The following is a 20,163-nucleotide window of genomic DNA, read 5'->3' on the forward strand; positions in this document are numbered from 1 at the left end:
GAAAACAATGGTATCCCGTTTGATTTTGTGCAATATATAACTGTTTAAATTGCCGGAGGTTGACTGTGCGTCAAGAATTCTTACCCTTTTCCACTCCCACCATAGAGGATGACGAAATCAACGAGGTGGTCGACTCCCTCAAATCGGGGTGGATCACCACCGGGCCGAAGGTCAAGCGTTTCGAAGACGCCTTCAAGGCCTATGTGGGAGCCCCCTACGCTGTTCCGCTCAGCTCTGCCACCGCCGGCCTGCACTTGGCGCTACTTGCCTTGCAGCTTAAGGAAGGGGACGAAGTAATCACTACCCCCATGACCTTTGCCTCTACGGTGAGCATGATCATCCTTTGCGGCGCCACGCCTGTGCTGGTCGATATCGAACCGGGTACGCTCAACATAGACGCCGGAAAGATCAGGGAGAAGATAACGGCAAAGACCAAGGCCGTCGTGCCGGTCCATTTCGCCGGGCAGCCGTGCGACATGGACGCCATCTTCGCCCTGGCCAAAGAGTTCAACCTGACGGTCATCGAGGATGCCGCCCACGCCGCCGGCACCGAATACAAGGGAAAGCGGATCGGCTCCTTCGATACTATCTCCATCTTCTCATTCCACCCCAACAAAAATATAACCACCGGAGAAGGGGGGATGCTCTGCACGACCGACGAGGCGCTGGCGGAAGAGGTCTCCCTCCTGAAGTTCCACGGTATGAGCAGGGAGGCGTGGAAACGCTTCTCCGCCACAGGCAACCCCAACTACGAGATCCTGCTCCCCGGCTTCAAGTACAACATGATGGACATCCAGGCCGCTCTGGGCATTCACCAGCTCCCCAAACTGGACGGTTTCATCGCCAAGCGGACCGAAATCGCCGAATTCTACAACGCCGCCTTCGCCGATGTGGCAGAGCTGGCCAGGCCCAGCTACGCCCCGTACGACCAACGCCATGCCTGGCACCTCTATACGCCGCTCATCCGTATCGAGCGGCTCACCATCGACCGTGATCAGTTCATGGCGGAACTGAAGAAGCTGAACATCGGCACCGGACTCCACTACAAGGCGATCCATCATCACCCCTACTACCGCGACACACTCCAGATCCCGGCAGGGGCATTCCCCAACGCCGACTATGCGTCAGACAGGATCCTTTCCCTGCCGCTCTTCCCGAAGATGACCATGGACGACGCCCGGGACGTGGTGGAGGCGGTGAAGACCGTGATTGCAAAGAACAGGAAATAATGGCGTAGGGGCGGGGTTTCCCCGCCCTGATCGCGATCAAAGAACAGGCAGGGCGGGATAACCCCGCCCCTACAACCGTCAGGACACCACCATGCCAGACAAACCGTACATATCCATAGTCATCCCGGTCTACAACGAGGAACTGAATCTCCCGCCGCTCATCGACCGCCTCTATCCGGTCATGGAGCAGATCGGCAAGCCGTTCGAGATCATTTTCACCGACGACGGCAGCCGCGACAGCTCGCTCAGCATCCTGCAAGGGATGGCGGAAAAGTTTCCGGAAGTGCGGGTGATCGAGTTCAACGGCAACTTCGGCCAGCACATGGCAATTCTGGCTGCATTCGAGAAGAGCACGGGCAAGATAGTCATCACCCTCGACGCGGATCTGCAGAACCCGCCGGAGGAGATACCGAGGCTGGTGAGAGAGGTGGAGAAGGGACACGACGTGGTCGGGACGATCCGCCAGAAACGCCGGGACTCCATGTTCAGGAAGGTTGCCTCGCGCATCGTCAACATCACCACCAACAAGATGACCGGCATGCACATGAGCGATTACGGCTGCATGCTGCGCGCCTACCATCGCAACGTAGTCAATAACATCAACCGCTGCCAGGAGACCACCACCTTCATCCCGGCACTGGCCCAGACCTTTTCCGCAAACCCCACCGAAATAGAGGTCGCTCATGCGGAACGCTCCGAGGGGGAAAGCAAGTACTCCCTCTACAAGCTGATCCGTCTCAACTTCGACCTGATGACCGGCTTTTCCGTGGTGCCGCTGCAACTCTTCGCCCTGATGGGGATACTGACCGCCCTTTTCTCCGTGGCGTTCGCCGTTTTCCTCCTGGTGAGGCGCTTCATCATCGGTGCCGAGGTGGAAGGGGTCTTCACCCTGTTTGCCATCCTCTTTTTCTTCATCGGCATCATCATCTTCGGCATCGGCCTGGTGGGTGAATACGTGGGAAGGATCTACCAGGAGGTGCGCAAGCGGCCACGGTATGTGGTAAGAAGGCTGCACGGGTTTGGGGAGTAAGGACGTTCTACGTTCAAGGTTCGAGGTTCGAGGTTCGAGGTTCGATGGTTCGATGGTTTCAACGTAGAACTTAGAACGTAGAACTTAGAACAAATATTTTCCCTGGAGTTAATACATTTGGAGACTGCTAACAGAATTATCGTCTGCGCCTACCATAACGTCGGCTACCACTGCCTGGAAGAGCTCCTCCGGCAGGGAGCGGAGGTGGCGATGCTCTTCACCCACGAAGATTCCCCCACCGAGGAGATCTGGTTCAAATCGGTGCGGAAGCTGGCAGAAAAGCACGGCATCCCGTTTCGCACCAGCGATATAAATGAGCCCGCAAACATCGCACTCCTCAGGGAACTGCGGCCGGACTTCATCATTTCATTTTACTACCGGAACATGATCCGGCAGGAGGTGCTCGCCATACCGGTACGCGGCGCCCTCAACCTGCACGGCTCCTATCTTCCCAAATACCGCGGCAGGGTGCCGGTCAACTGGGCCGTCATCAACGGCGAGACGGAAACCGGCGCCACCCTCCACTACATGGTGGAGAAACCGGACGCCGGGGACATCGTCGATCAGGAAAAGGTCGCCATCGCCTTCGCCGACAGCGCCTTCGACGTATTCAACAAGGTTACCGACGCGGCAGTGACCGTCATCCGCCGCGCCTGGCCGCGACTAACTGCCGGCACGGCTCCACGCATCCCCATGGACCTGACGGCAGGGAGCTACTTCGGCGGCAGGAAACCGGCCGACGGGCTCATTGACTGGACGAAGGGCGCAGTGCAGATCTACAACCTGATCCGCGGTGTCACCCACCCATACCCCGGGGCATTCACATACCTGGACGGAAAAAAGATCGTCATCTGGCAGGCGTGGCCGGTGGAGGGTATAGGAGGACCGGGTTGCATTGTCTCGGCAGAGCCGCTCCTTGTCGGCACCGGCGACGGGCTCCTGCAAATCAAGTCACTGCAGGCTGAGGAGCAAGAGGAAGTCGCTGCAGACAGGTTCACCGGCGACCAAAACCTGAAAGGCAAAAGCTTTTCAGCCACGAATTGACACCGATAATCTCGAAAAGGGAAAAAACATAATTGCATTCGTGCAGGTTCGTGTGCATTCGTGGCCAATAATCAAATCCACGTGATTGGAGAAACAATGAAAGTTCTTATTCTCGGCGTCAACGGCTTTATCGGCAACGCCCTCACCAAGCGCATCCTCGACACCACCGACTGGGAGGTGTACGGCCTCGACATGAGCGACAACAAGCTCGAACATTCCATCGGCCACCCCCGCTTCCACTTCCTGGAGGGGGACATCACCATCAACAAGGAGTGGATCGAGTACAACATCAAGAAATGCGACGTGGTGCTGCCGCTGGTGGCCATCGCCACCCCTGTCACCTATGTCAGGGACCCGCTCAGGGTCTTCGAGCTCGACTTCGAGGAAAACCTGAAGATCATCCGCCAGTGCGCGAAATACAACAAACGGGTGATCTTCCCGTCCACCTCCGAGGTGTACGGCATGAGCCCGGACCGGGAGTTCGACGAGGAGACCTCCCCCCTCACGCTCGGCCCGATCAACAAGGAGCGCTGGATCTACTCCTGCGCCAAGCAGATGCTCGACCGGGTCATCTACGCCTACGGCGAACACGAGGGGCTGCAATACACCCTGTTCCGCCCCTTCAACTGGATCGGTCCCAAGCTGGACAGCATCAGCACGGCCAAGGAAGGGAGCTCGCGGGTCCTGACCCAGTTCCTGTACAACATTCTTGCAGGAGAACCGATCAGCCTGGTTGACGGCGGAAATCAGCGCCGTTCCTTCACCTTCGTCGAAGACGGCATCGACTGCCTGATGCGGATCATCGATAACAAGGACGGCTGCGCCGACCGTGGTATCTTCAATATCGGCAACCCGGGCAATGATCTGTCGGTTAAGGAGTTGGCCATTAAATTGAGGGATATGATGAAGGAATACCCGGACTACCGTGATCGGGCGGAGAACTGTCAGATAGTGGAAGTGACCTCCGATACCTTCTACGGCAAGGGATACCAGGACATGCTGACCCGCGTTCCTTCGGTCAAGAACGCCAGAGAGCGACTCGGCTGGGAACCTAAAACCGGCATCGACGATGCGCTGAGAAAGACCCTGGAGTTCTACCTGGTCGAAGAGAAAGAGAAGATCGAGCACCTTTTATAAGGATCGAGGATATAGGATCGAGGTTCGAGGATATAGGTTCGAGGAAAACGGTTTTTCCTAGAACCTCGTTCCTCGTTCCTTTCAAGCAACCGAGGTGAAGCCTGCATGAATCCCCCCACCATCGCCATAAAAGTAGACGTGGACACCTACATCGGCACCCGTGACGGGGTGCCGAAACTCCTGGAGATCATGGAACGCCTCGGCATCCGGGCAACCTTTTATTTCTCCATGGGGCCGGACAACTCCGGCAAGGCGATCCGCCGCATCTTCACCAGGAAGGGTTTCCTGAAAAAGATGCTCCGCACCCGTGCACCCTCCGTCTATGGCCTGCGGACCATGCTCTATGGCACCATCTTGCCACCACCGATCATCGCCACCGCCTTCCCCGATGTCCTGCGCAACACGGTGGCCATGGGCCATGAAACCGGCATCCATTGCTGGGACCATGTAAAATGGCACGACCTGCTGCCGTGGATGCCGAAAAAGACCGTGGCCATGGAACTTGGCCGGGCATTCGCCCTCTATGAGGAAATCATGGGATGTCGGCCGAAAACCACGGCAGCGCCGGGCTGGACGGTGTCCGCCGACTCACTGGAGATACAGGACGCCATGGCCCTCTCTTATTGCAGCGATTCCCGCGGCTCAGGCCCATTTTACCCGCTGATGGACAGCAGGCAGTTCAACACCCTCCAGATCCCCACGACCTGGCCGACCATGGACGAGCTCCTGGGAGAAAACGGCATAACCGCGGATAATATCAACGATCATTACCTTGCATGCCTGAAACCGGGTCTCAATGTCCACACCATCCATGCAGAGCTGGAAGGAAAGGCGATGGCGCCCCAGTTCATCGATCTTATAAAGCGCCTCCAGCAGCGCAACGTGCGTTTCATCACCCTGGCCGATGCCGCAGGGGAATTTGCCACAGCAGCCGTCGAGTCCCCCCTCGCCATGGGGGAATTGACCGGGCGCGCCGGACTGGTCGCCATCCAGGGATAGGAATATGATGGATACCGTAACGAGATATTTCCAGATTCACCGCCGCGATCTTGTATTCATGAAGTTCATCCTTGAGGCCTACGAAGGGCTTTCCACGCTGAGCACCGAGGACCGGGACAAGGGGATCGTCCGGCTGAACGTTCCACAGCCATTCAACGATGACGTTGACGCACTGATAGAAGCGCTGCGCATGGAAATATCCATTACTGAGGTAGAATTGCCTGAAGGCTCGATTGTGGAGCCAGCACCCCAACCCTGCAAGGAGGGATTGTACCATGCTTGACGGTTTTGATTGCGCAAAAATCCTGCGACGGGCACTCGCCGGCGGAGGTGAATTCGCCGACATCTATTTTGAGGAAGGCGCATCCACGGTCATCGCCTGCGAAGACGGCAAGATCGAAAAAGTGATGGCCGGAGCAGACCGCGGCGTCGGCATCCGTGTCATCTCCGACCTGAGAACCGCCTACGCCTTTACCAACGACGTGACCGAAACCGCCCTGTTGTCCCTGGCGGAAACGGTAAGCAGGGCGGTTAAGGGAAAAATGTTCGAAGGCGCCATCGATCTGCGGCAGAAGACCGTGGGGAGCGGATTCCCCATCCTGCTCCCCCCGACCGGGGTAGCCTTGCAGGACAAGGTCGCCACGGTGACAACGGCCGACAGGACCGCGAGGGGGGTGGATCCAAGGATTCGCCAGGTCACGGCAGTTTACCGTGACGGCACGCTCAAGGCTCAGGTCGTCAACTCGTTGGGCGAGTTCACCGAATCCTTCCGAACCGGTACAGTTTTTATGGTTCAAGTGGTTGCGGCCGATGGCAACCTCATTCAAACAGGCTATGAGCCGCTCGGCGGGTTCCGCGGTTTCGAGATTTTTCAGCAGAAGAGTCCCGAAGAACTGGCTCTGACGGCAGCTAAACGAGGGCTGATGATGCTCGGCGCCCGCAAGGCGCCGGGCGGCATGATGCCGGTTGTCCTCTCTTCTGAGGCGGGAGGCACCATGGTCCATGAAGCCATCGGTCACGGCCTGGAAGCTGACCTGGCGCTGACGGGCATGTCGGTCTATTCCGGTAAAATCGGTCTTGAGGTTGCGTCCCCACTGGTTACCGTGATTGACGACGCAACCATCCCCAACGCCCGCGGCTCTTTCTCCTTCGACGACGAAGGGACACCGGGACAGCGCACCGTTCTGGTTGAAAACGGCATCTTGAAGGGATACCTGTACGACAGACTGAACGCCATGAAAGACGGCTGTAAATCAACCGGCAACGGCAGGCGGGAATCGTACCAGGCGAAGCCGATCGTTCGCATGAGCAATACCCTCATCGCACCGGGCGCAACCCCGCCGGAGGAGATAATAAAGGGCGTGGCGCAAGGGCTCTTCGTCAGGAACATGGGAGGGGGGCAGGTAAACACGGTCAATGGGAATTTCGTTTTCGAGGTGTCGGAAGGCTATCTCATCGAAAACGGCAGAGTCACCGAGCCGGTCCGTGGCGCAACACTCACCGGCAACGGTCCCGAAGTGTTGAAAAAGATTACCATGGTAGGCAACGATCTTGGATTCGGCATCGGCACCTGCGGCAAGGAAGGACAGGGTGTGCCGGTTTCCGACGCCCAACCGACCCTGCTCATCTCCGGGATCACGGTAGGGGGCGCTGCGTAACTGTGTTTCGGATGATTGTTTACCCTTTTTTCATCGCCACGGGTGAATAGGGATAATCGCGGAGATGCTCGGCCAGTTCCTCCCTGCTGTAATGGTTCGCCCTGCGTATGATCAGCACAACGGAAATAGCGACCGGCAGGGTGAAAATGAAGATGCCGGTCATGGCCATCAGGTTCTCGCCGATAATCAGCGTCACGGCGAGGTTGAAGATCAGCACGGAGAGGTAGAGTAGCGGGCCGAACAGGGCGCGAAAAGGGAAGGAACGGACGCCGGCAGGCTTTTCCCCCCTCTTGTCCAGCCGAAAGTCTATCCTTTGCAGGGCGAATATCATGACCGCGCTCACCAGCCACCAGCCGGCGTAGTTGGAGAAAGGAACACCGAAATGATACCCGGCTTCCCGGTAGCCGTAAATCCGGCCGAGAAACCAGCGGTGTCCCTGGAGCGCCACCGGGTCGATGATGATGTCGAGAAAGGCCTGAAACAGCGAACCGAGCAAGAGGACGGAAAAGGATTTACGTATGGAACGGGTTTCAAGGGTGACAAAGTCCCAGCACCGCGCCTTGACCGGTGACACCACCAGAAGCGCTGTGCTGTAGCTGCAATAGGCAAGAAACACGTAGGAAAGGGAGTCGAAAAAGGGAACCCCGGCTATCCAGAGCTCCCTGTTTTTGGTCGCCTCGATGTAGTAGTACCAGCCGTAGGGAAAACCGGTATTTATTGAAGAGAACTCCGAGAGAAAGGATAAAAGATAGCCGGCAAACGTAAAATAAAGGGTTTTTCTCCAGCCGATATGGGTAACGGCCGCCACCAGGTAAGCGGCAAAGAAAGCGAACACGTACGGTCGCATGGTAACGGTGCCGACCGCTATAGATAAAACATCCGCCATAAACCTCTCCTCGCGGGCCTGTCAATAGTTTTGTGTAAATGGTTTTGGTTCCCTGTTTTTAATAGCTTGGCATTCTGTCTTCAAAAAGAATGGAAAAGCGGTTCATGGCAGCTTTCCAGTCTCTGATCGGCAGGGTCCATTTCTTCGCGATGTTTCTCAGCGCCAGGTATAGTAACTTGAACATTGCCTCATCATTGGGAAACGAGCCCCGGTTTTTGGTCACCTTTCTGAGTGACATATTCAGTGATTCAATGGCATTGGTTGTGTAAATAACCTTTCGTATATCAGCTGGATAGGCAAAAAATGGTATAACTTGCGCCCAGTTCCGGCGCCAGGACTGGCTGATCGTCGGGTGTGTTTTGTCCCATTTTGCCTCAAATGCTGTCAGTTCCATTTCGGCCTGCTCAGCGGTCGCTGACTGGTAGATAACCTTCAAATCTGTCGCAACTTCTTTGCGTTGTTTCCACGAAACGAACTTCAAGGAATTGCGTACCATATGGACGATGCAAAGTTGGACTTGAGTGTTGGGATAAACTATTTCTATGGCCTCAGGGAACCCCTTCAGGCCGTCAACGCAGGCAATGAAGATGTCTTGGACACCACGGTTCTTAAGTTCGGTCACAACCTGCAACCAGAACTTGGCTCCTTCGTTTTCGGAGACCCACATTCCCAGAACTTCCTTGGCACCGTCTATGTTGATGCCGATGGCCAGATAGACAGCCTTGTTCACAACATGGCCATTGCCTCTGGCTTTGACCCTGATGGCATCCATGTAAACGATGGGATAAAGCGCATCCAACGGGCGGTTCTGCCAAGCTTTGACCTCTTCAGCTACTGCTTCAGTCACTATTGAAATCAGAGCGGGGGATACTTCAACACCGTAGATTTCCTCCAAGTGTCCCTGGATCTCACGAGTGGTAAGCCCGCGGGAGTACAGGGAGATAATCTTATCATCGAACTCGGCGAACCGGGTTTGGCCTTTGGGAATGATGACTGGTTCAAAGCTGCTATCCCGGTCACGAGGGACCTCAATCGGCATGGTGCCAAAATCGCCTTTGATGGTCTTTGCCGACGAGCCATTGCGTGCATTGCCACCTTTGGCGGAAACGGAAGCATGCTTCTCGTGGCCGAGGTGCAGTGTCATTTCAGCCTGGAGCGCCCGCTGAAGAACAGCCTTGGTCAACTGCTTCAGCAGCCCGTTTTCCCCTAGAATCTCTTCGGGGGTCTTATAATGTTTGAGTAGATCGTCGATTACGTCGGTGTTAATAGTCATGTGATCTCCTTAGGGTAACTTGGTGTACCCCCTAATGACCATTTACACAAACCTTTTTACACCCTCCTCCTCGCGAAAAAATGGCGCGTAACGCGCCATTCACTCTTCACTCTTCACTCTTCACTCTTCACTCTTCACTCTTCACTCTTCACTCTTCACTCTTCACTCTTCACTCTTCACTCTTCACTCTTCACTCTTCACTCTTCACTCTTCACTCTTCACTCTTCACTCTTCACTCTTCACTCTTCACTCTTCACTCTTCAATGCTTTTACCCTATAAAAACCACGAATTTCACGAATTTGCACGAATATACAAGCTCTTGTGATGCAGAAGACACTTACCAGATCGGTGACTACTCAAGATTAAACAAGGGGTTAAAAACATTCGTGGAGGGTGTAAAAAGGTTTGTGTAAATGGTCATTAGGGGGTACACCAAGTTACCCTAAGGAGATCACATGACTATTAACACCGACGTAATCGACGACCTGCTCAAACATTACAAGACCCCCGAAGAGATTCTAGGGGAAAACGGGCTGCTGAAGCAATTGACCAAGGCTGTTCTTCAGCGGGCGCTCCAGGCTGAAATGACACTGCATCTCGGCCACGAGAAGCATGCTTCCGTTTCCGCCAAGGGTGGCAATGCACGCAATGGCTCGTCGGCAAAGACCATCAAAGGCGATTTCGGCACCATGCCGATTGAGGTCCCTCGTGACCGGGATAGCAGCTTTGAACCAGTCATCATTCCCAAGGGCCAAACCCGGTTCGCCGAGTTCGATGATAAGATTATCTCTCTGTACTCCCGCGGGCTTACCACTCGTGAGATCCAGGGTCACTTGGAGGAAATCTACGGAGTTGAGGTATCCCCCGCCCTGATTTCAATAGTGACTGAAGCAGTAGCTGAAGAGGTCAAAACCTGGCAGAACCGCCCGTTGGATGCGCTTTATCCCATCGTCTACATGGATGCCATCAGGGTCAAAGCCAGAGGCAATGGCCATGTTGTGAACAAGGCTGTCTATCTGGCCATCGGCATCAACACAGACGGCGCCAAAGAAGTTCTGGGAATGTGGGTTTCCGAGAACGAAGGTGCCAAGTTCTGGCTTCAGGTTGTTACCGAACTAAAGAACCGTGGTGTCCAGGACATCTTCATTGCCTGCGTTGACGGCCTAAAGGGGTTCCCTGAGGCCATAGAGACCGTTTTCCCGAACACTCAGGTCCAGCTTTGCATCGTCCACATGGTACGCAACTCTTTGAAATTCGTCTCGTGGAAGCAGCGTAAAGAGGTCGCTGCTGATCTGAAGGTAATCTACCAGTCGGCGACAGCAGAGCAGGCCGAAATGGAACTGACGGCATTTGAGGCGAAGTGGGATAAAACGCACCCGACTATCGGCCAGTCATGGCGCCGGAACTGGGAGCAAATCACGCCTTTTTTCGCTTATCCTGCTGATATCAGAAAGGTTATCTATACCACCAACGCCATTGAATCCCTGAATATGTCGCTCAGAAAGGTGACCAAAAACCGGGGTTCGTTTCCCAATGACGAGGCAATGCTCAAGCTACTTTATCTGGCGCTGAAAAACATCGCGAAGAAATGGACCCTGCCGATCAGGGACTGGAAGGCTGCGATGAATCGCTTTTCCATCCTTTTTGAAGACAGAATGCCAAGCTATTAAAAACCGGGAACCAAAACCATTTACACAAAACTATTGACAGGCCCCATTCGTGTTTATTCGTGTCATTCGTGGCTAACTGTCGTTTTTGGGTTTACTAGAACAAAGTGCCGATGGCGCTCCCCAGCACCTGTATCGGCCCGGTGTCGCCAAGCCCGTCCATCGCCTTTTCGGCCTTTTTCAGGGCGGCAGTCGTGTCGCGATACAGGTTGTCTTCATTCACCAGCTTGCCCAGGGTCCCCTCCCCGTCGTTTATCTTGCGGGTGATTTCCTTGATGTTCCTGGAGGCATCCCGCACTTCATTATAGAGAGCCTGATCGTTGATGAGCTTGCCCATCGTTCCGTCACCCCGATTGATCTTGGCGGCAATCTCCTTCACGTCTTTCATGCTGTCGTTAAGGCTCGCCACAGCCGCCTTGGAGTCCGTATAAAGGGCATCATCATTAACGAGCTTGCCCATCGTCCCTTCACCCCTGTCTATCTTGGCAGTAATATTCTTCAGGCTCGTTGTAGCTTCACTGGCATTGGCGTAGAGCACCTTATCATTCAACAGCATGGCCAGCGATCCCTCGCCACGATCGAATTTGTCGGTTATGCTGCTGAGATTGGCGATCGAGTTGCGCAGGTTTTCCCGGTTGTCGTCAAGTATTGAGGAAATCTTTCCCATCACCTCGTTCTGGTTCTTGTTGAGCTCGGTAATGAGGATTTTGGCGTCTTTCGTCAGATCGCTCATGTTATCGACGATAACATCGATATTGGCCACATCCCGCCCCCTTACCGTGCCGCCCGGCGGAAGGAGAGGCGCATTGGGAGAGCCGAAGGAAAGGCCGAGGAACTGCCCTCCCAGCAGGTTGGTCAGACGGAGGCCGGCTACGGTATCCGTCTTGATCTTTGTCCCCGGCTTCACCTCGAAATCGATCTGTATTTTTTCGTCGAGGATGGTTATTTTGTCAATCTTACCAACATCCACACCGGCCAACCTGACGGGGTCTCCGACCTTGAGACCGGTAATGCTGGTCAGATAGGTCTTATAGAGGACCTTTTTTTCGAAAGGATTCCACTTTTCACCCACTTCAAGCATAACTCCGAGGACAACCATCCCCATCACAAAGAATATGCCGACTTTTTTTTCAACCGAAAGCGCCATCAATACCCCCTGCAAGCAGTAAATAGTGAGCTGTAAGCTGAAAAAACTCAACCGACAGCCGTTACTCACTACTCACTGATTACATCAAAATCCTTGTCAGAAAATAATCCGCCACCAAAATCAGCATGAACGAAAGAACCACCGATCGTGTGGTGGATATGCCTATCCCCCTGGCTCCGCCCGACGTTTTAAAACCGATATAGCAGGAGACCAGGGCAATGATCGCACCGAACACAAACGCCTTGATCAGCCCGATGCCGATCTCGTGAAACTTCAACGCGGCAGTCAGACTATCGTAATAGGTGGAATATGAAACGAAAATCTTCGGGTGCAGATTGCTTATGATTGCACCGCCGGTGATGCCGATGAAGTCCGAATATATGACCAGCGCGGGGAGGCAGACGATGCAGGCGATAAAACGCGGCATTGCCAGATAACGCACCGGGTTGATGTCGAGGGTCTTCAGCGCATCGATCTCCTCGTAGACTGTCATTACTCCGAGCTCGGCAGCCATGGCAGATCCGGCCCGGCCCGCAACAAGAAAGCTGGTCATGACCGGTCCCAGTTCCCGTACCATGGAATGGCCGACGATCGCGCCGATGATGTTCTGACTGCCGTACTTTTGCAGCTCGACGCCGGTCTGCAAGGCAAGCACCATGCCGACGAAAAACGCCATCACCGAGGCAACCGGCAGCGTTTCATAGCCGATTATGGCCATCTGGGCAAAGATACTTGCGATATTGCGCGGTGCTTCCCGGAAGAAATAAATCGTCTGCCCGAGGAGTATCAGCATCTCACCGACAATTTCATGAAAGAGAATAACTTTCTTGCCGATTCTATCGAAGACTCCAGTCATCACTTCCTGCTCCTTGAAGGCTCTGCATCGCCTGCAACCACGTCTGCTTCAGCCTTGCCCCAGTGAACGCCGAATGGAAGCCACAGCACACTGATGCTTTTTCCCCCGTTATTGTTCCGATACCGCATTAATCCCTTCAACAGCTTCAAGTCGCGGTTCTTGTTCTCGGAACTGTAGGCCACCAGGGGAAATATCTCGTAGGCCAGGCCATCGCCACGCACCTCATGCCAGTAAAGGTTCCAGAGAAACGACACCGCCGAGTCGCCGCGGTCATTCCATTTCTGCTGATAGAGCCGCCAGAGTGGCGCCCAGTTTCTCTCGATTCCGTCCCGGTCAAACACCGGCTCAACCGGCGCAGGCATGGAGAAGGAACTGACTCCGCGCGGGTCCCGTTTATAGACGAAGAGCGGCCACAAAGCGGTACGACGCCTATTACTGCCGTCCTTCGGCCACATCTCGCGGTTGTCGGAATAAAGAAAGTAGAGAATCCTGTCCCGCTCCTGACTGAAAGCCGGCGAGTTCATTTCTTCATGTTTATAAATCGGCCAGAGATACCAACGTTTCAGGGTTTCCTTCCCCTTGTCCTCGGAATAAAACGGCAACAGGCTCGTGACATTTCTCGCCTCGCCGCGCACCGTCAGCCAGAAAGGCCAGAAATAATCGACCTCCTTTTGCGACCGGGCGATGTCGTCAGTATATCCGAAAAAAGGCCAGAGATAAGAGCGTGAAACCTTTTTCTGCGAATCGGTCGCCGCATACAGCGGCAAGATGGTCACTTTATCTGTCGGGTTGTCCGTATCCAGCCCGATCTGCTCTTTCATGAAGATCGGCCAGAGCGCAAAACGCCTGTTATATACCCCCTCCTTGGCCGACTGCCCATAGAGGGGCCAGAACTGGAACCCGCTCTCCCGCTCCCCCTCAATGGTTGCGAAAAACGGATAAAGATAGTTGCGGGTAGTGGTCCCTTTCTTCACGGTCCTGCCATAGAGGGGAAACATGACGTAGTGGTACTCGTCCCGCCAGAACCGTTCATAGATGTCGCCGTAGAAGGGAAAAATTGAGGTATAGGGACCGTATTTCTCCGACTTGCCGCTGATATAAAACGGAAAAAACATGGAGCTTTTGTCCTGTTTTTCCCCTTCATTCTTGCGATAGACATTGTTCTGGATTACCTTAATCAGCTGAACGGTGCTCACTTCCGGGGTTGATGCACTCGATGCGAGCGGATAAAGATATTCAGCAGAACTGGTCCTGTTATGCCGGTTCGTAGTCTGGAAAATAAGCGGCCGGATGGCCATCTCACGTTCATCGCCACGCTGCTGGAGTTTAAAAACCGGGCCGAGGATGGAGAGGTTGCTGTACCCGTCCTGCGGACTTTCCCGGAAATCGAGCAAAGGCCAAAGAGTAAATATCGTGCCGTTATCCACTCTGGAAGCAGCATCCTCGGCAAAAACCGGAGAAACGGAAAAGAGACAGAAGAGTAATACAGCTATAGCAAATTTTATGATAGACATAGACCCTGGAAATCCAATAACAACACACTACACCCCACCGAACCAGCTGGAAATTGCAGCTAGCTACAGAATGAACTGCCAATATTATCCGCATGGCTTAACCTTAGTCAATAAAAAACACTAGGAGCCTGTCGGACTTAGGAATGAATCTACTACGAGAACGGCAAATCGGTCCATATTTCCGTAAATTTTCGACAAATAGGTCCACTATTCGCTCTCAAATTTCCGAAAATCTGTCCTCGATTTGCCAGTCTCTCGCTATGACCCCCTAAGTCCGACAGGCTCCTAGAAAAGCATAGCGTTTTCGGAAATATACCCCCTACAAACGCAAAAAGACCCGCTGACTTCGCGGGTCTTTGCAGAAGGAGGAAAAGATTGCAAGGCCGTTAAATCAATACTTACTGTCTGCGTAATCAACCCAGCCGCCGGCAAGAACCAGGGCCTTGTCGAAAGGAGAGATTTCAAAAGAGATGCTCTCTTCTTTTCCGCCCCCCTTGACCATAATTTTCTGGTCCTCGATATCCACGGCAATCGCCGTATCGGCAAAGCCGGCATAGCCGAACAGCAAGTCCAGCTTCTCCTTGGGGAGTTCGAGGGCTGCCATGCCGCAGTTGAACATGTTCTGGCGGAAGATGCGGGCGAACGATTCAGCGATGACCGCATTGATATCGTTCACCTCAAAAACCCACGGCGCGTGTTCGCGCGAGGAGCCGCAACCAAAATTGGATCGGCTGACGATCACTCTGGAGTCCTTGGTTTTTTCACCTTTCGGATCAAAACCGGGAAGCTTCAAGTCTTCAAGAATATAAGGCTTCAAGTCTTCCTTGGTGATTTCGGTCAGATATTTGGCCGGGATGATCTCGTCGGTATTGATGTCCGCCCGATCGAGAAAGAGTGCCGGCCCGCCAAAGGTTTTCATATATCGTCTCCTTGATTGAATTTAAAGATATTTTCTCGGGTCGGCCATCTTCCCTTCGATGGCCGTTGCAGCGCTGGTTGCCGGGGACATGAGGTGAACCATTCCCCCCTTGCCCATCCGCCCCATGAAGTTCCTGTTGGTGGTAGAGGCGCAGACTTCGCCCTCGGCCAGGACGCCGTTGCTCATCCCGAGGCAGGCGCCGCAGGTGGGGTTGGTCACACAGAATCCTGCCTCCATGAAGATATCGATCAATCCTTCGTGCAAGGCATCACTGTAAACTTTCGGCGTAGCAGGTGAAAGTATGGCGCGGACCGTTGGGGCGATCTTCTTCCCCTTGAGAATTTCGGCGGCCACCCTCAGGTCTTCCAAACGGCCGTTGGTGCATGAGCCGAGATAAACCTGATCCACGGGAGTCCCGGCCATTTCCGTGATCGTCTTAACCTGGTCGGGTTTATAGCCAAAGGTGACGACCGGCTCCAAACCGGAGATATCCAGGTCGAGCACCCGCTCATAGACTGCGTCCTCGTCCGACCACCATTTTTTGAACTCCACAAGGGCCGCTTCCTTCGAAGCGTAATCCTCGCTTATGAACGGCCAGAGGTAATCGACCGTCACACTGTCCGGCATGCAGATACCCGATGTTCCGCCTGCCTCGATCGCCATGTTGCACAAGGTCATGCGCGATTCCATGGTCATGGCGTCGACCACCGCTCCCCGGAATTCGATGACCCGGTCGGTGGCGCCGTTCACGCCGAGCCGGCCGATGACATGGAGGATGGCGTCCTTGGCGTAAACCCCTTTGGGGAGCTTGCCGTTCAGGTTGATACGGATGGTTTTCGGCTCACGGAAGGCGCAGACACCTTTCAGGATCCCGACCTCCAGGTCGGTAGTCCCGACACCGGCTGCGAAAGCGCCGAATGCCCCGTGGGTACAGGTATGGGAGTCCCCCATGATTACCGTGTAGCCGGGCCGGATAAACCCTTTTTCAGGGAACAGCGCATGGCAAACGCCATTGGCGCCGATATCGAAAAAGTCTTTAATGTTGTGACGACGTGCCCAGTCCCGCAGCATTTTCGCCTGGGTAGCGGTCTTGCTGTCCTTGCTGGGGGTTACGTGGTCGATCACCGCCTTGATCCTGGAAGTATCGAAGACCCGGTCCTTGCCCCGAGCGATAAGGTCGGCAATGGCGATGGGAGTAGTGATCTCGTGACACATCACCACATCGAGCTTGAGCACCCTGGTCCCGTGAAACGGCTCATCAACCAGGTGAGCGGCGAATATTTTCTCTGCTATGGTCATACCCATAAAACTAATTCCTTTCACCCATAAAATGGTCATAATTCCGTTACAATGTAAACAAATCCGGCAAACAAATCAAATTAATATTTGTTCAATGATGCTAAACATTTGCCTAAGCAATACGCCAATGGTACACTGTATACGATCATCCAAAGGAGAGCTACCGAACTTATGCAATTGCGCTTTAACAGGACCAACGGCGAAATCGATACACTGATAGATTCACTCATAGAGAAAGCAGACGGGGTCCATCACCCGGTATTGGTTCGAGAAATGGTAATTTCAGCGCTGAAAGCCGGACAGGACACAGATTATCTTGCCGACCTCAAGCTTTTGAACAATACCATGAAGGAAATGCGCTATACCAACCGTGTCTTTGCCCCCTACCGGCAAAAAAAGAAAGTGACCATCTTCGGCTCGGCCAGGACCGAACCCCATGAAGAAAGCTACCAGAAGTGCGTGAGCTTCAGCAGGCGCCTCGCAGATAAAGGATACATGATCATCACCGGCGGCGGACCTGGTATCATGCAGGCCGGCAACGAGGGGGCGGGGAGCGAAAACTCCTTCGCGGTCAACATCAGGCTCCCCTTCGAGCAGGCGCCAAACCGCGTCATGCTCGCAAACCCGCGGCTCATAACCTATAAATACTTTTTCAATCGTAAAGTGGCTTTTGTCAAGGAAGCGGACGCCCTTGCCGTCTTTCCCGGAGGATTCGGGACACTTGATGAAGCAATGGAGGTCTTCACCCTCATCCAGACAGGGAAGACCTCGCCCAAACCACTCGTTCTCATTGATGACAGTGACGGTTACTGGGAACAGTGGTTCAAATTCATCAAAGAGCGGATGCTCGGCAAAGGCTTCATATCCGCAGAGGATTTCTCCATCTTCACGATAACACGCAGCGAAGAAGAGGCAGTGAAAGTCATAGAAGATTTCTACCGGAATTACCATTCTCTGAGATTTGTTGATGGCCGGCTGATTATCAGGCTCAACATGGAACTCTCCAAGGCAAACATAGAAGAACTGGAAAACGAATTTCCCGAATTGCACCATGCCGGCACAAAAATAGTCCCGACCGCCCCTTTGCCGGAAGAGGCCGATGAGCCGGACCTGTTGAGATTACCACGAATTGCTCTCCAGTTCGACCACCAGCATTACGGTTTGCTGATGGCCTTTATCGGCAGAATAAACACTTTTGAATCTCCGCCCGATTCCTGCAAACAATAGCACTTGACAAAGTAATTATATGATGTTAATTTTACCTTGCGGCAAGTTTCGGAAGTTTTTACAGCACCTGGAAACACAACAAAGTACGCTTTGTCTTTGGGGTTTTTCCTGCCCAAGACTCCGGAAACTGCAGTATTTCACGAAGACCCGGCAGAGATCCGGAGGCAACAAAAGGAGGCAGTAAAAATGGCACAGGGCAAAGTAAAATGGTTTAACGACGCAAAAGGGTTTGGCTTTATCGAGCAGGATAATGGGGAGGACGTATTCGTACATTTCTCCGCTATCACGGGTGAGGGCTTCAAATCTCTTACCGAGGGCGAAGCCGTAAGCTTCGATGTCACCAACGGGCCCAAAGGTCTGCAGGCCGCAAACGTCAAGAAAATCTAACGCAATATCGCTATAGATTGAAGACAAAAAAAGCCCCGCCGATAAGTTCCGGCGGGGCTTTTTTTGTACAGAATTTCTACCGGCAGTCACTGCCGTCCGCCAACCTGAGTTTGCGCAACCGCAGACATACCCCTCCTGCACCAAAGACTAAAAACAGCAGCGAAATTATCGTCGTCCCCTTGTATTCTACCGCATACACAACCGGGGTAAGCGCCAGCCGGCTCGCAATCCGCAAAGACTCATTCATGGCGACAAAATGGGCCAGCGGCGGACTCAGTCGGTAATAGAGCGCCACGAACGCCCTCCCCGGGACGCTGGTCATCAGGTATCTGTCCCTGAACTGCCGCAGCACCACCACTTTGGGGTGGAGATAACTGCCGTAGGCGGCCGTGGCAATGAAACAGCCGCTCTTGCCGCTCCCTGCTGACGATGCAGAATCTTGTAGTGGCGGAAGTGAAGAACCGTCGGTGTTGAAGTTTACCGTCTGTCCTTCTTGGGCGCTGTTGTTGCAGACCAGCAAAACAACTTCCGCAATGTCCGAATAGTTGAAAGATGGGATATTTATCGTTCCACTGGAAGGATCAAACTGATACTCAGTTATCCCCCCGCTTGAGTTCTTTTTAAAAGCAGTGACGGTTATACCGCTTGTTTTTGTCAACTTGAGCTGCATATTCTGCGGCGCAGTCGACGACGGCAGGAATTTAATATAGGCGAAGGAATAACGGGGAAGCGTTACGCTCGGGGCCTGGGTGCTGGCGCTGTTTACCGGGTAATCGCTGTAAGTCGCGACAGGCATAACCGGATGCATCAGGCCGATCTCGCTTGTGTGGCTGGTCCAGTTACGCAGATAGAGCTTTTTGCAAAAGGAGAAGAAATCGTCCCCCAGCGCGCTCGATCTGGATTTCAAAACATCATCGATAACCGGCAGCATCGGGATATCGCTGTTATTGTTGGCATTCCCCATCGCCTGGAGCCTTTCCCAAACATTTCTGATAATAACCGGCGAATTAAAGCGTTCTACCAGATCGCGGTTGAATATCCAGCGACCGTATTCGCTGTTATCTCCTGTTTGGGCCGGCGCATCCAAGGCCATCGGTTTTCCCAGATAATTATGTATATAATTGTAAAGCTGATTCACCCCGTCATAGACCTCGTCCTCCATCCAGGTGGAGGTCACCTCTGCGTACCAGATATCGAAGAAGAAATTGTAACCATACTGAATGGCATGGTGATACTCATGTGCAGCAGTTATCTGCAGTGCTTTTTCCGGGGTGTAATTTGTAATCTGATTACCAAATTCGGTTACAGAAAAATCATTATCGATGGTAATGAAGCTCGTGAAAGATGACGAATTGAGTGCCACAGAGCTGTCAGTCTCCGTTACCCCAAACATTCCGCCACCAAGATTCTTCAAAAAGACGTCATATGGTGCACCAGCAATAGTGGGTGCCGCAGAGTACTCCATAGTTATCACTTCAGCGCTGTAGACTTCCTCAAAAACCCTTCCAACGGTTTCAACCCAATCAGGGATGCCATTACCGTTGGCATCAGTCAAAGGGGGCGCATCCGGGGCAATGGTAGTGTAATGTATATTGAAATGTTTTTGAGCTGAGAGAAAAATATTATCCTGATTTCCCGATAAGGTTGGCTTTGCCAGGTACTTGGCCAATGCCGTCTGGGTCTGCGGGGCAAGCTGCAGCCAATCCCTCTTCAGACCGTGATAAAGCGGCGTCAGACAACGCTCGGCAGGCTGGGCAGTCTGGACCGCAACGACGCCTGCCGGCTGCAAATGCTTGCCGTAAATGGCATCGAACCGCTGAAGGTAGTAATCATCGAGGCTACCTGCCGCAGCCAATATGGGCAGCACAGACAGGAGGGCTGTGAACAATA

Annotated in this window: 18 protein-coding genes; 10 read left to right on the plus strand and 8 right to left on the minus strand. The window is 53.6% G+C overall.

What is annotated here, in order from left to right; translation table 11 throughout:
• The first annotated feature begins 65 nt into the window (after nucleotides 1–65).
• From GURA_RS18820 to GURA_RS18850, 7 genes are all read left to right on the plus strand, one after another.
• The gene (locus GURA_RS18820) at nucleotides 66–1,229 is read left to right on the plus strand and encodes a DegT/DnrJ/EryC1/StrS family aminotransferase (protein WP_011940501.1); all 1,164 of its coding nucleotides are present in this window, start codon (nucleotides 66–68) and stop codon (nucleotides 1,227–1,229) included.
• A gap of 91 nt (nucleotides 1,230–1,320) precedes the next feature.
• Nucleotides 1,321–2,259 (plus strand): glycosyltransferase, encoded by a 939-nt coding sequence (locus tag GURA_RS18825; protein ID WP_011940502.1) that lies wholly within the window; start codon nucleotides 1,321–1,323, stop codon nucleotides 2,257–2,259.
• A 117-nt stretch (nucleotides 2,260–2,376) separates the two neighbouring features.
• Nucleotides 2,377–3,303 carry a formyltransferase gene (locus GURA_RS18830; protein WP_011940503.1) on the plus strand — a complete coding sequence of 309 codons (927 nt, stop codon included), beginning with the start codon at nucleotides 2,377–2,379 and terminating at the stop codon, nucleotides 3,301–3,303.
• A gap of 96 nt (nucleotides 3,304–3,399) precedes the next feature.
• Entirely contained in the window at nucleotides 3,400–4,440 is a 1,041-nt protein-coding gene (locus GURA_RS18835) for a bifunctional UDP-4-keto-pentose/UDP-xylose synthase (RefSeq protein WP_011940504.1), read from the plus strand.
• A gap of 105 nt (nucleotides 4,441–4,545) precedes the next feature.
• A complete protein-coding gene (locus tag GURA_RS18840) occupies nucleotides 4,546–5,439 on the plus strand; it encodes a polysaccharide deacetylase family protein (protein ID WP_011940505.1) in 894 nt (297 codons plus the stop codon).
• 4 nt (nucleotides 5,440–5,443) lie between these two features.
• Nucleotides 5,444–5,722 (plus strand): DUF4911 domain-containing protein, encoded by a 279-nt coding sequence (locus GURA_RS18845; RefSeq protein ID WP_011940506.1) that lies wholly within the window; start codon nucleotides 5,444–5,446, stop codon nucleotides 5,720–5,722.
• Nucleotides 5,715–7,097: a TldD/PmbA family protein gene (locus tag GURA_RS18850; protein WP_011940507.1), complete on the plus strand. Its 1,383-nt coding sequence runs from the start codon at nucleotides 5,715–5,717 to the stop codon at nucleotides 7,095–7,097. Before GURA_RS18845 ends, GURA_RS18850 begins: the two co-directional genes overlap by 8 nt.
• A 19-nt stretch (nucleotides 7,098–7,116) precedes the next feature.
• On the opposite strand, the gene GURA_RS18855 is transcribed toward GURA_RS18850, so the two are convergent.
• Nucleotides 7,117–7,983, minus strand: coding sequence for a carotenoid biosynthesis protein (locus GURA_RS18855; RefSeq protein ID WP_011940508.1), 867 nt, complete (start codon nucleotides 7,981–7,983; stop codon nucleotides 7,117–7,119).
• Between the two features lie 58 nt (nucleotides 7,984–8,041).
• A complete protein-coding gene (locus GURA_RS18860; protein ID WP_011937053.1) occupies nucleotides 8,042–9,256 on the minus strand; it encodes an IS256 family transposase in 1,215 nt (404 codons plus the stop codon).
• Between the two features lie 456 nt (nucleotides 9,257–9,712).
• On the opposite strand from GURA_RS18860, the gene GURA_RS18865 reads away from it, so the two are divergent.
• Complete coding sequence (locus GURA_RS18865) at nucleotides 9,713–10,927, plus strand: IS256 family transposase (protein ID WP_011937189.1); 1,215 nt, start codon at nucleotides 9,713–9,715, stop codon at nucleotides 10,925–10,927.
• A 94-nt stretch (nucleotides 10,928–11,021) separates the two neighbouring features.
• Here GURA_RS18865 and GURA_RS18870 read toward each other — a convergent pair whose 3' ends face one another.
• The 5 genes from GURA_RS18870 to GURA_RS18890 all read right to left on the minus strand — a co-directional run bounded on the left by GURA_RS18870 (nucleotide 11,022) and on the right by GURA_RS18890 (nucleotide 16,665).
• Nucleotides 11,022–12,071: an MlaD family protein gene (locus GURA_RS18870; protein WP_011940509.1), complete on the minus strand. Its 1,050-nt coding sequence runs from the start codon at nucleotides 12,069–12,071 to the stop codon at nucleotides 11,022–11,024.
• A gap of 79 nt (nucleotides 12,072–12,150) precedes the next feature.
• The gene (locus GURA_RS18875) at nucleotides 12,151–12,927 is read right to left on the minus strand and encodes an MlaE family ABC transporter permease (RefSeq protein ID WP_011940510.1); all 777 of its coding nucleotides are present in this window, start codon (nucleotides 12,925–12,927) and stop codon (nucleotides 12,151–12,153) included.
• On the minus strand, nucleotides 12,927–14,441 hold the full coding sequence (locus GURA_RS18880) for a hypothetical protein (protein WP_011940511.1): 1,515 nt from the start codon (nucleotides 14,439–14,441) through the stop codon (nucleotides 12,927–12,929). Before GURA_RS18880 ends, GURA_RS18875 begins: the two co-directional genes overlap by 1 nt.
• Nucleotides 14,442–14,832: 391 nt before the next feature.
• On the minus strand, nucleotides 14,833–15,360 hold the full coding sequence (locus GURA_RS18885) for a 3-isopropylmalate dehydratase small subunit (protein ID WP_011940512.1): 528 nt from the start codon (nucleotides 15,358–15,360) through the stop codon (nucleotides 14,833–14,835).
• A 21-nt stretch (nucleotides 15,361–15,381) separates the two neighbouring features.
• Nucleotides 15,382–16,665 (minus strand): 3-isopropylmalate dehydratase large subunit, encoded by a 1,284-nt coding sequence (locus GURA_RS18890; RefSeq protein ID WP_011940513.1) that lies wholly within the window; start codon nucleotides 16,663–16,665, stop codon nucleotides 15,382–15,384.
• A gap of 165 nt (nucleotides 16,666–16,830) precedes the next feature.
• Between GURA_RS18890 and GURA_RS18895 the strand changes: the two genes are divergently transcribed.
• A complete protein-coding gene (locus GURA_RS18895; RefSeq protein WP_011940514.1) occupies nucleotides 16,831–17,886 on the plus strand; it encodes an LOG family protein in 1,056 nt (351 codons plus the stop codon).
• 186 nt (nucleotides 17,887–18,072) lie between these two features.
• A complete protein-coding gene (locus GURA_RS18900; protein WP_011940515.1) occupies nucleotides 18,073–18,273 on the plus strand; it encodes a cold-shock protein in 201 nt (66 codons plus the stop codon).
• A gap of 76 nt (nucleotides 18,274–18,349) precedes the next feature.
• Here the strand turns inward: GURA_RS18900 and GURA_RS18905 are convergent, their stop codons facing one another.
• Nucleotides 18,350–20,161, minus strand: coding sequence for an MXAN_6640 family putative metalloprotease (locus GURA_RS18905; protein ID WP_011940516.1), 1,812 nt, complete (start codon nucleotides 20,159–20,161; stop codon nucleotides 18,350–18,352).
• Nucleotides 20,162–20,163 lie beyond the last annotated feature (2 nt).

The organism is Geotalea uraniireducens Rf4 (genome assembly GCF_000016745.1).
Lineage (GTDB): Bacteria > Desulfobacterota > Desulfuromonadia > Geobacterales > Geobacteraceae > Geotalea > Geotalea uraniireducens.

Bases quoted from the DNA above. Each gene is read 5' to 3' on its own strand.
- GURA_RS18885 (WP_011940512.1), bottom strand. From the start codon at position 15,360: ATGAAAACCTTTGGCGGGCCGGCACTCTTTCTCGATCGGGCGGACATC.
- GURA_RS18855 (WP_011940508.1), bottom strand. From the start codon at position 7,983: ATGGCGGATGTTTTATCTATAGCGGTCGGCACCGTTACCATGCGACCG.
- GURA_RS18880 (WP_011940511.1), bottom strand. From the start codon at position 14,441: ATGTCTATCATAAAATTTGCTATAGCTGTATTACTCTTCTGTCTCTTT.
- GURA_RS18840 (WP_011940505.1), top strand. From the start codon at position 4,546: ATGAATCCCCCCACCATCGCCATAAAAGTAGACGTGGACACCTACATC.
- GURA_RS18825 (WP_011940502.1), top strand. From the start codon at position 1,321: ATGCCAGACAAACCGTACATATCCATAGTCATCCCGGTCTACAACGAG.
- GURA_RS18870 (WP_011940509.1), bottom strand. From the start codon at position 12,071: ATGGCGCTTTCGGTTGAAAAAAAAGTCGGCATATTCTTTGTGATGGGG.
- GURA_RS18895 (WP_011940514.1), top strand. From the start codon at position 16,831: ATGCAATTGCGCTTTAACAGGACCAACGGCGAAATCGATACACTGATA.
- GURA_RS18890 (WP_011940513.1), bottom strand. From the start codon at position 16,665: ATGGGTATGACCATAGCAGAGAAAATATTCGCCGCTCACCTGGTTGAT.
- GURA_RS18900 (WP_011940515.1), top strand. From the start codon at position 18,073: ATGGCACAGGGCAAAGTAAAATGGTTTAACGACGCAAAAGGGTTTGGC.
- GURA_RS18860 (WP_011937053.1), bottom strand. From the start codon at position 9,256: ATGACTATTAACACCGACGTAATCGACGATCTACTCAAACATTATAAG.
- GURA_RS18850 (WP_011940507.1), top strand. From the start codon at position 5,715: ATGCTTGACGGTTTTGATTGCGCAAAAATCCTGCGACGGGCACTCGCC.
- GURA_RS18845 (WP_011940506.1), top strand. From the start codon at position 5,444: ATGATGGATACCGTAACGAGATATTTCCAGATTCACCGCCGCGATCTT.
- GURA_RS18875 (WP_011940510.1), bottom strand. From the start codon at position 12,927: ATGACTGGAGTCTTCGATAGAATCGGCAAGAAAGTTATTCTCTTTCAT.
- GURA_RS18865 (WP_011937189.1), top strand. From the start codon at position 9,713: ATGACTATTAACACCGACGTAATCGACGACCTGCTCAAACATTACAAG.
- GURA_RS18835 (WP_011940504.1), top strand. From the start codon at position 3,400: ATGAAAGTTCTTATTCTCGGCGTCAACGGCTTTATCGGCAACGCCCTC.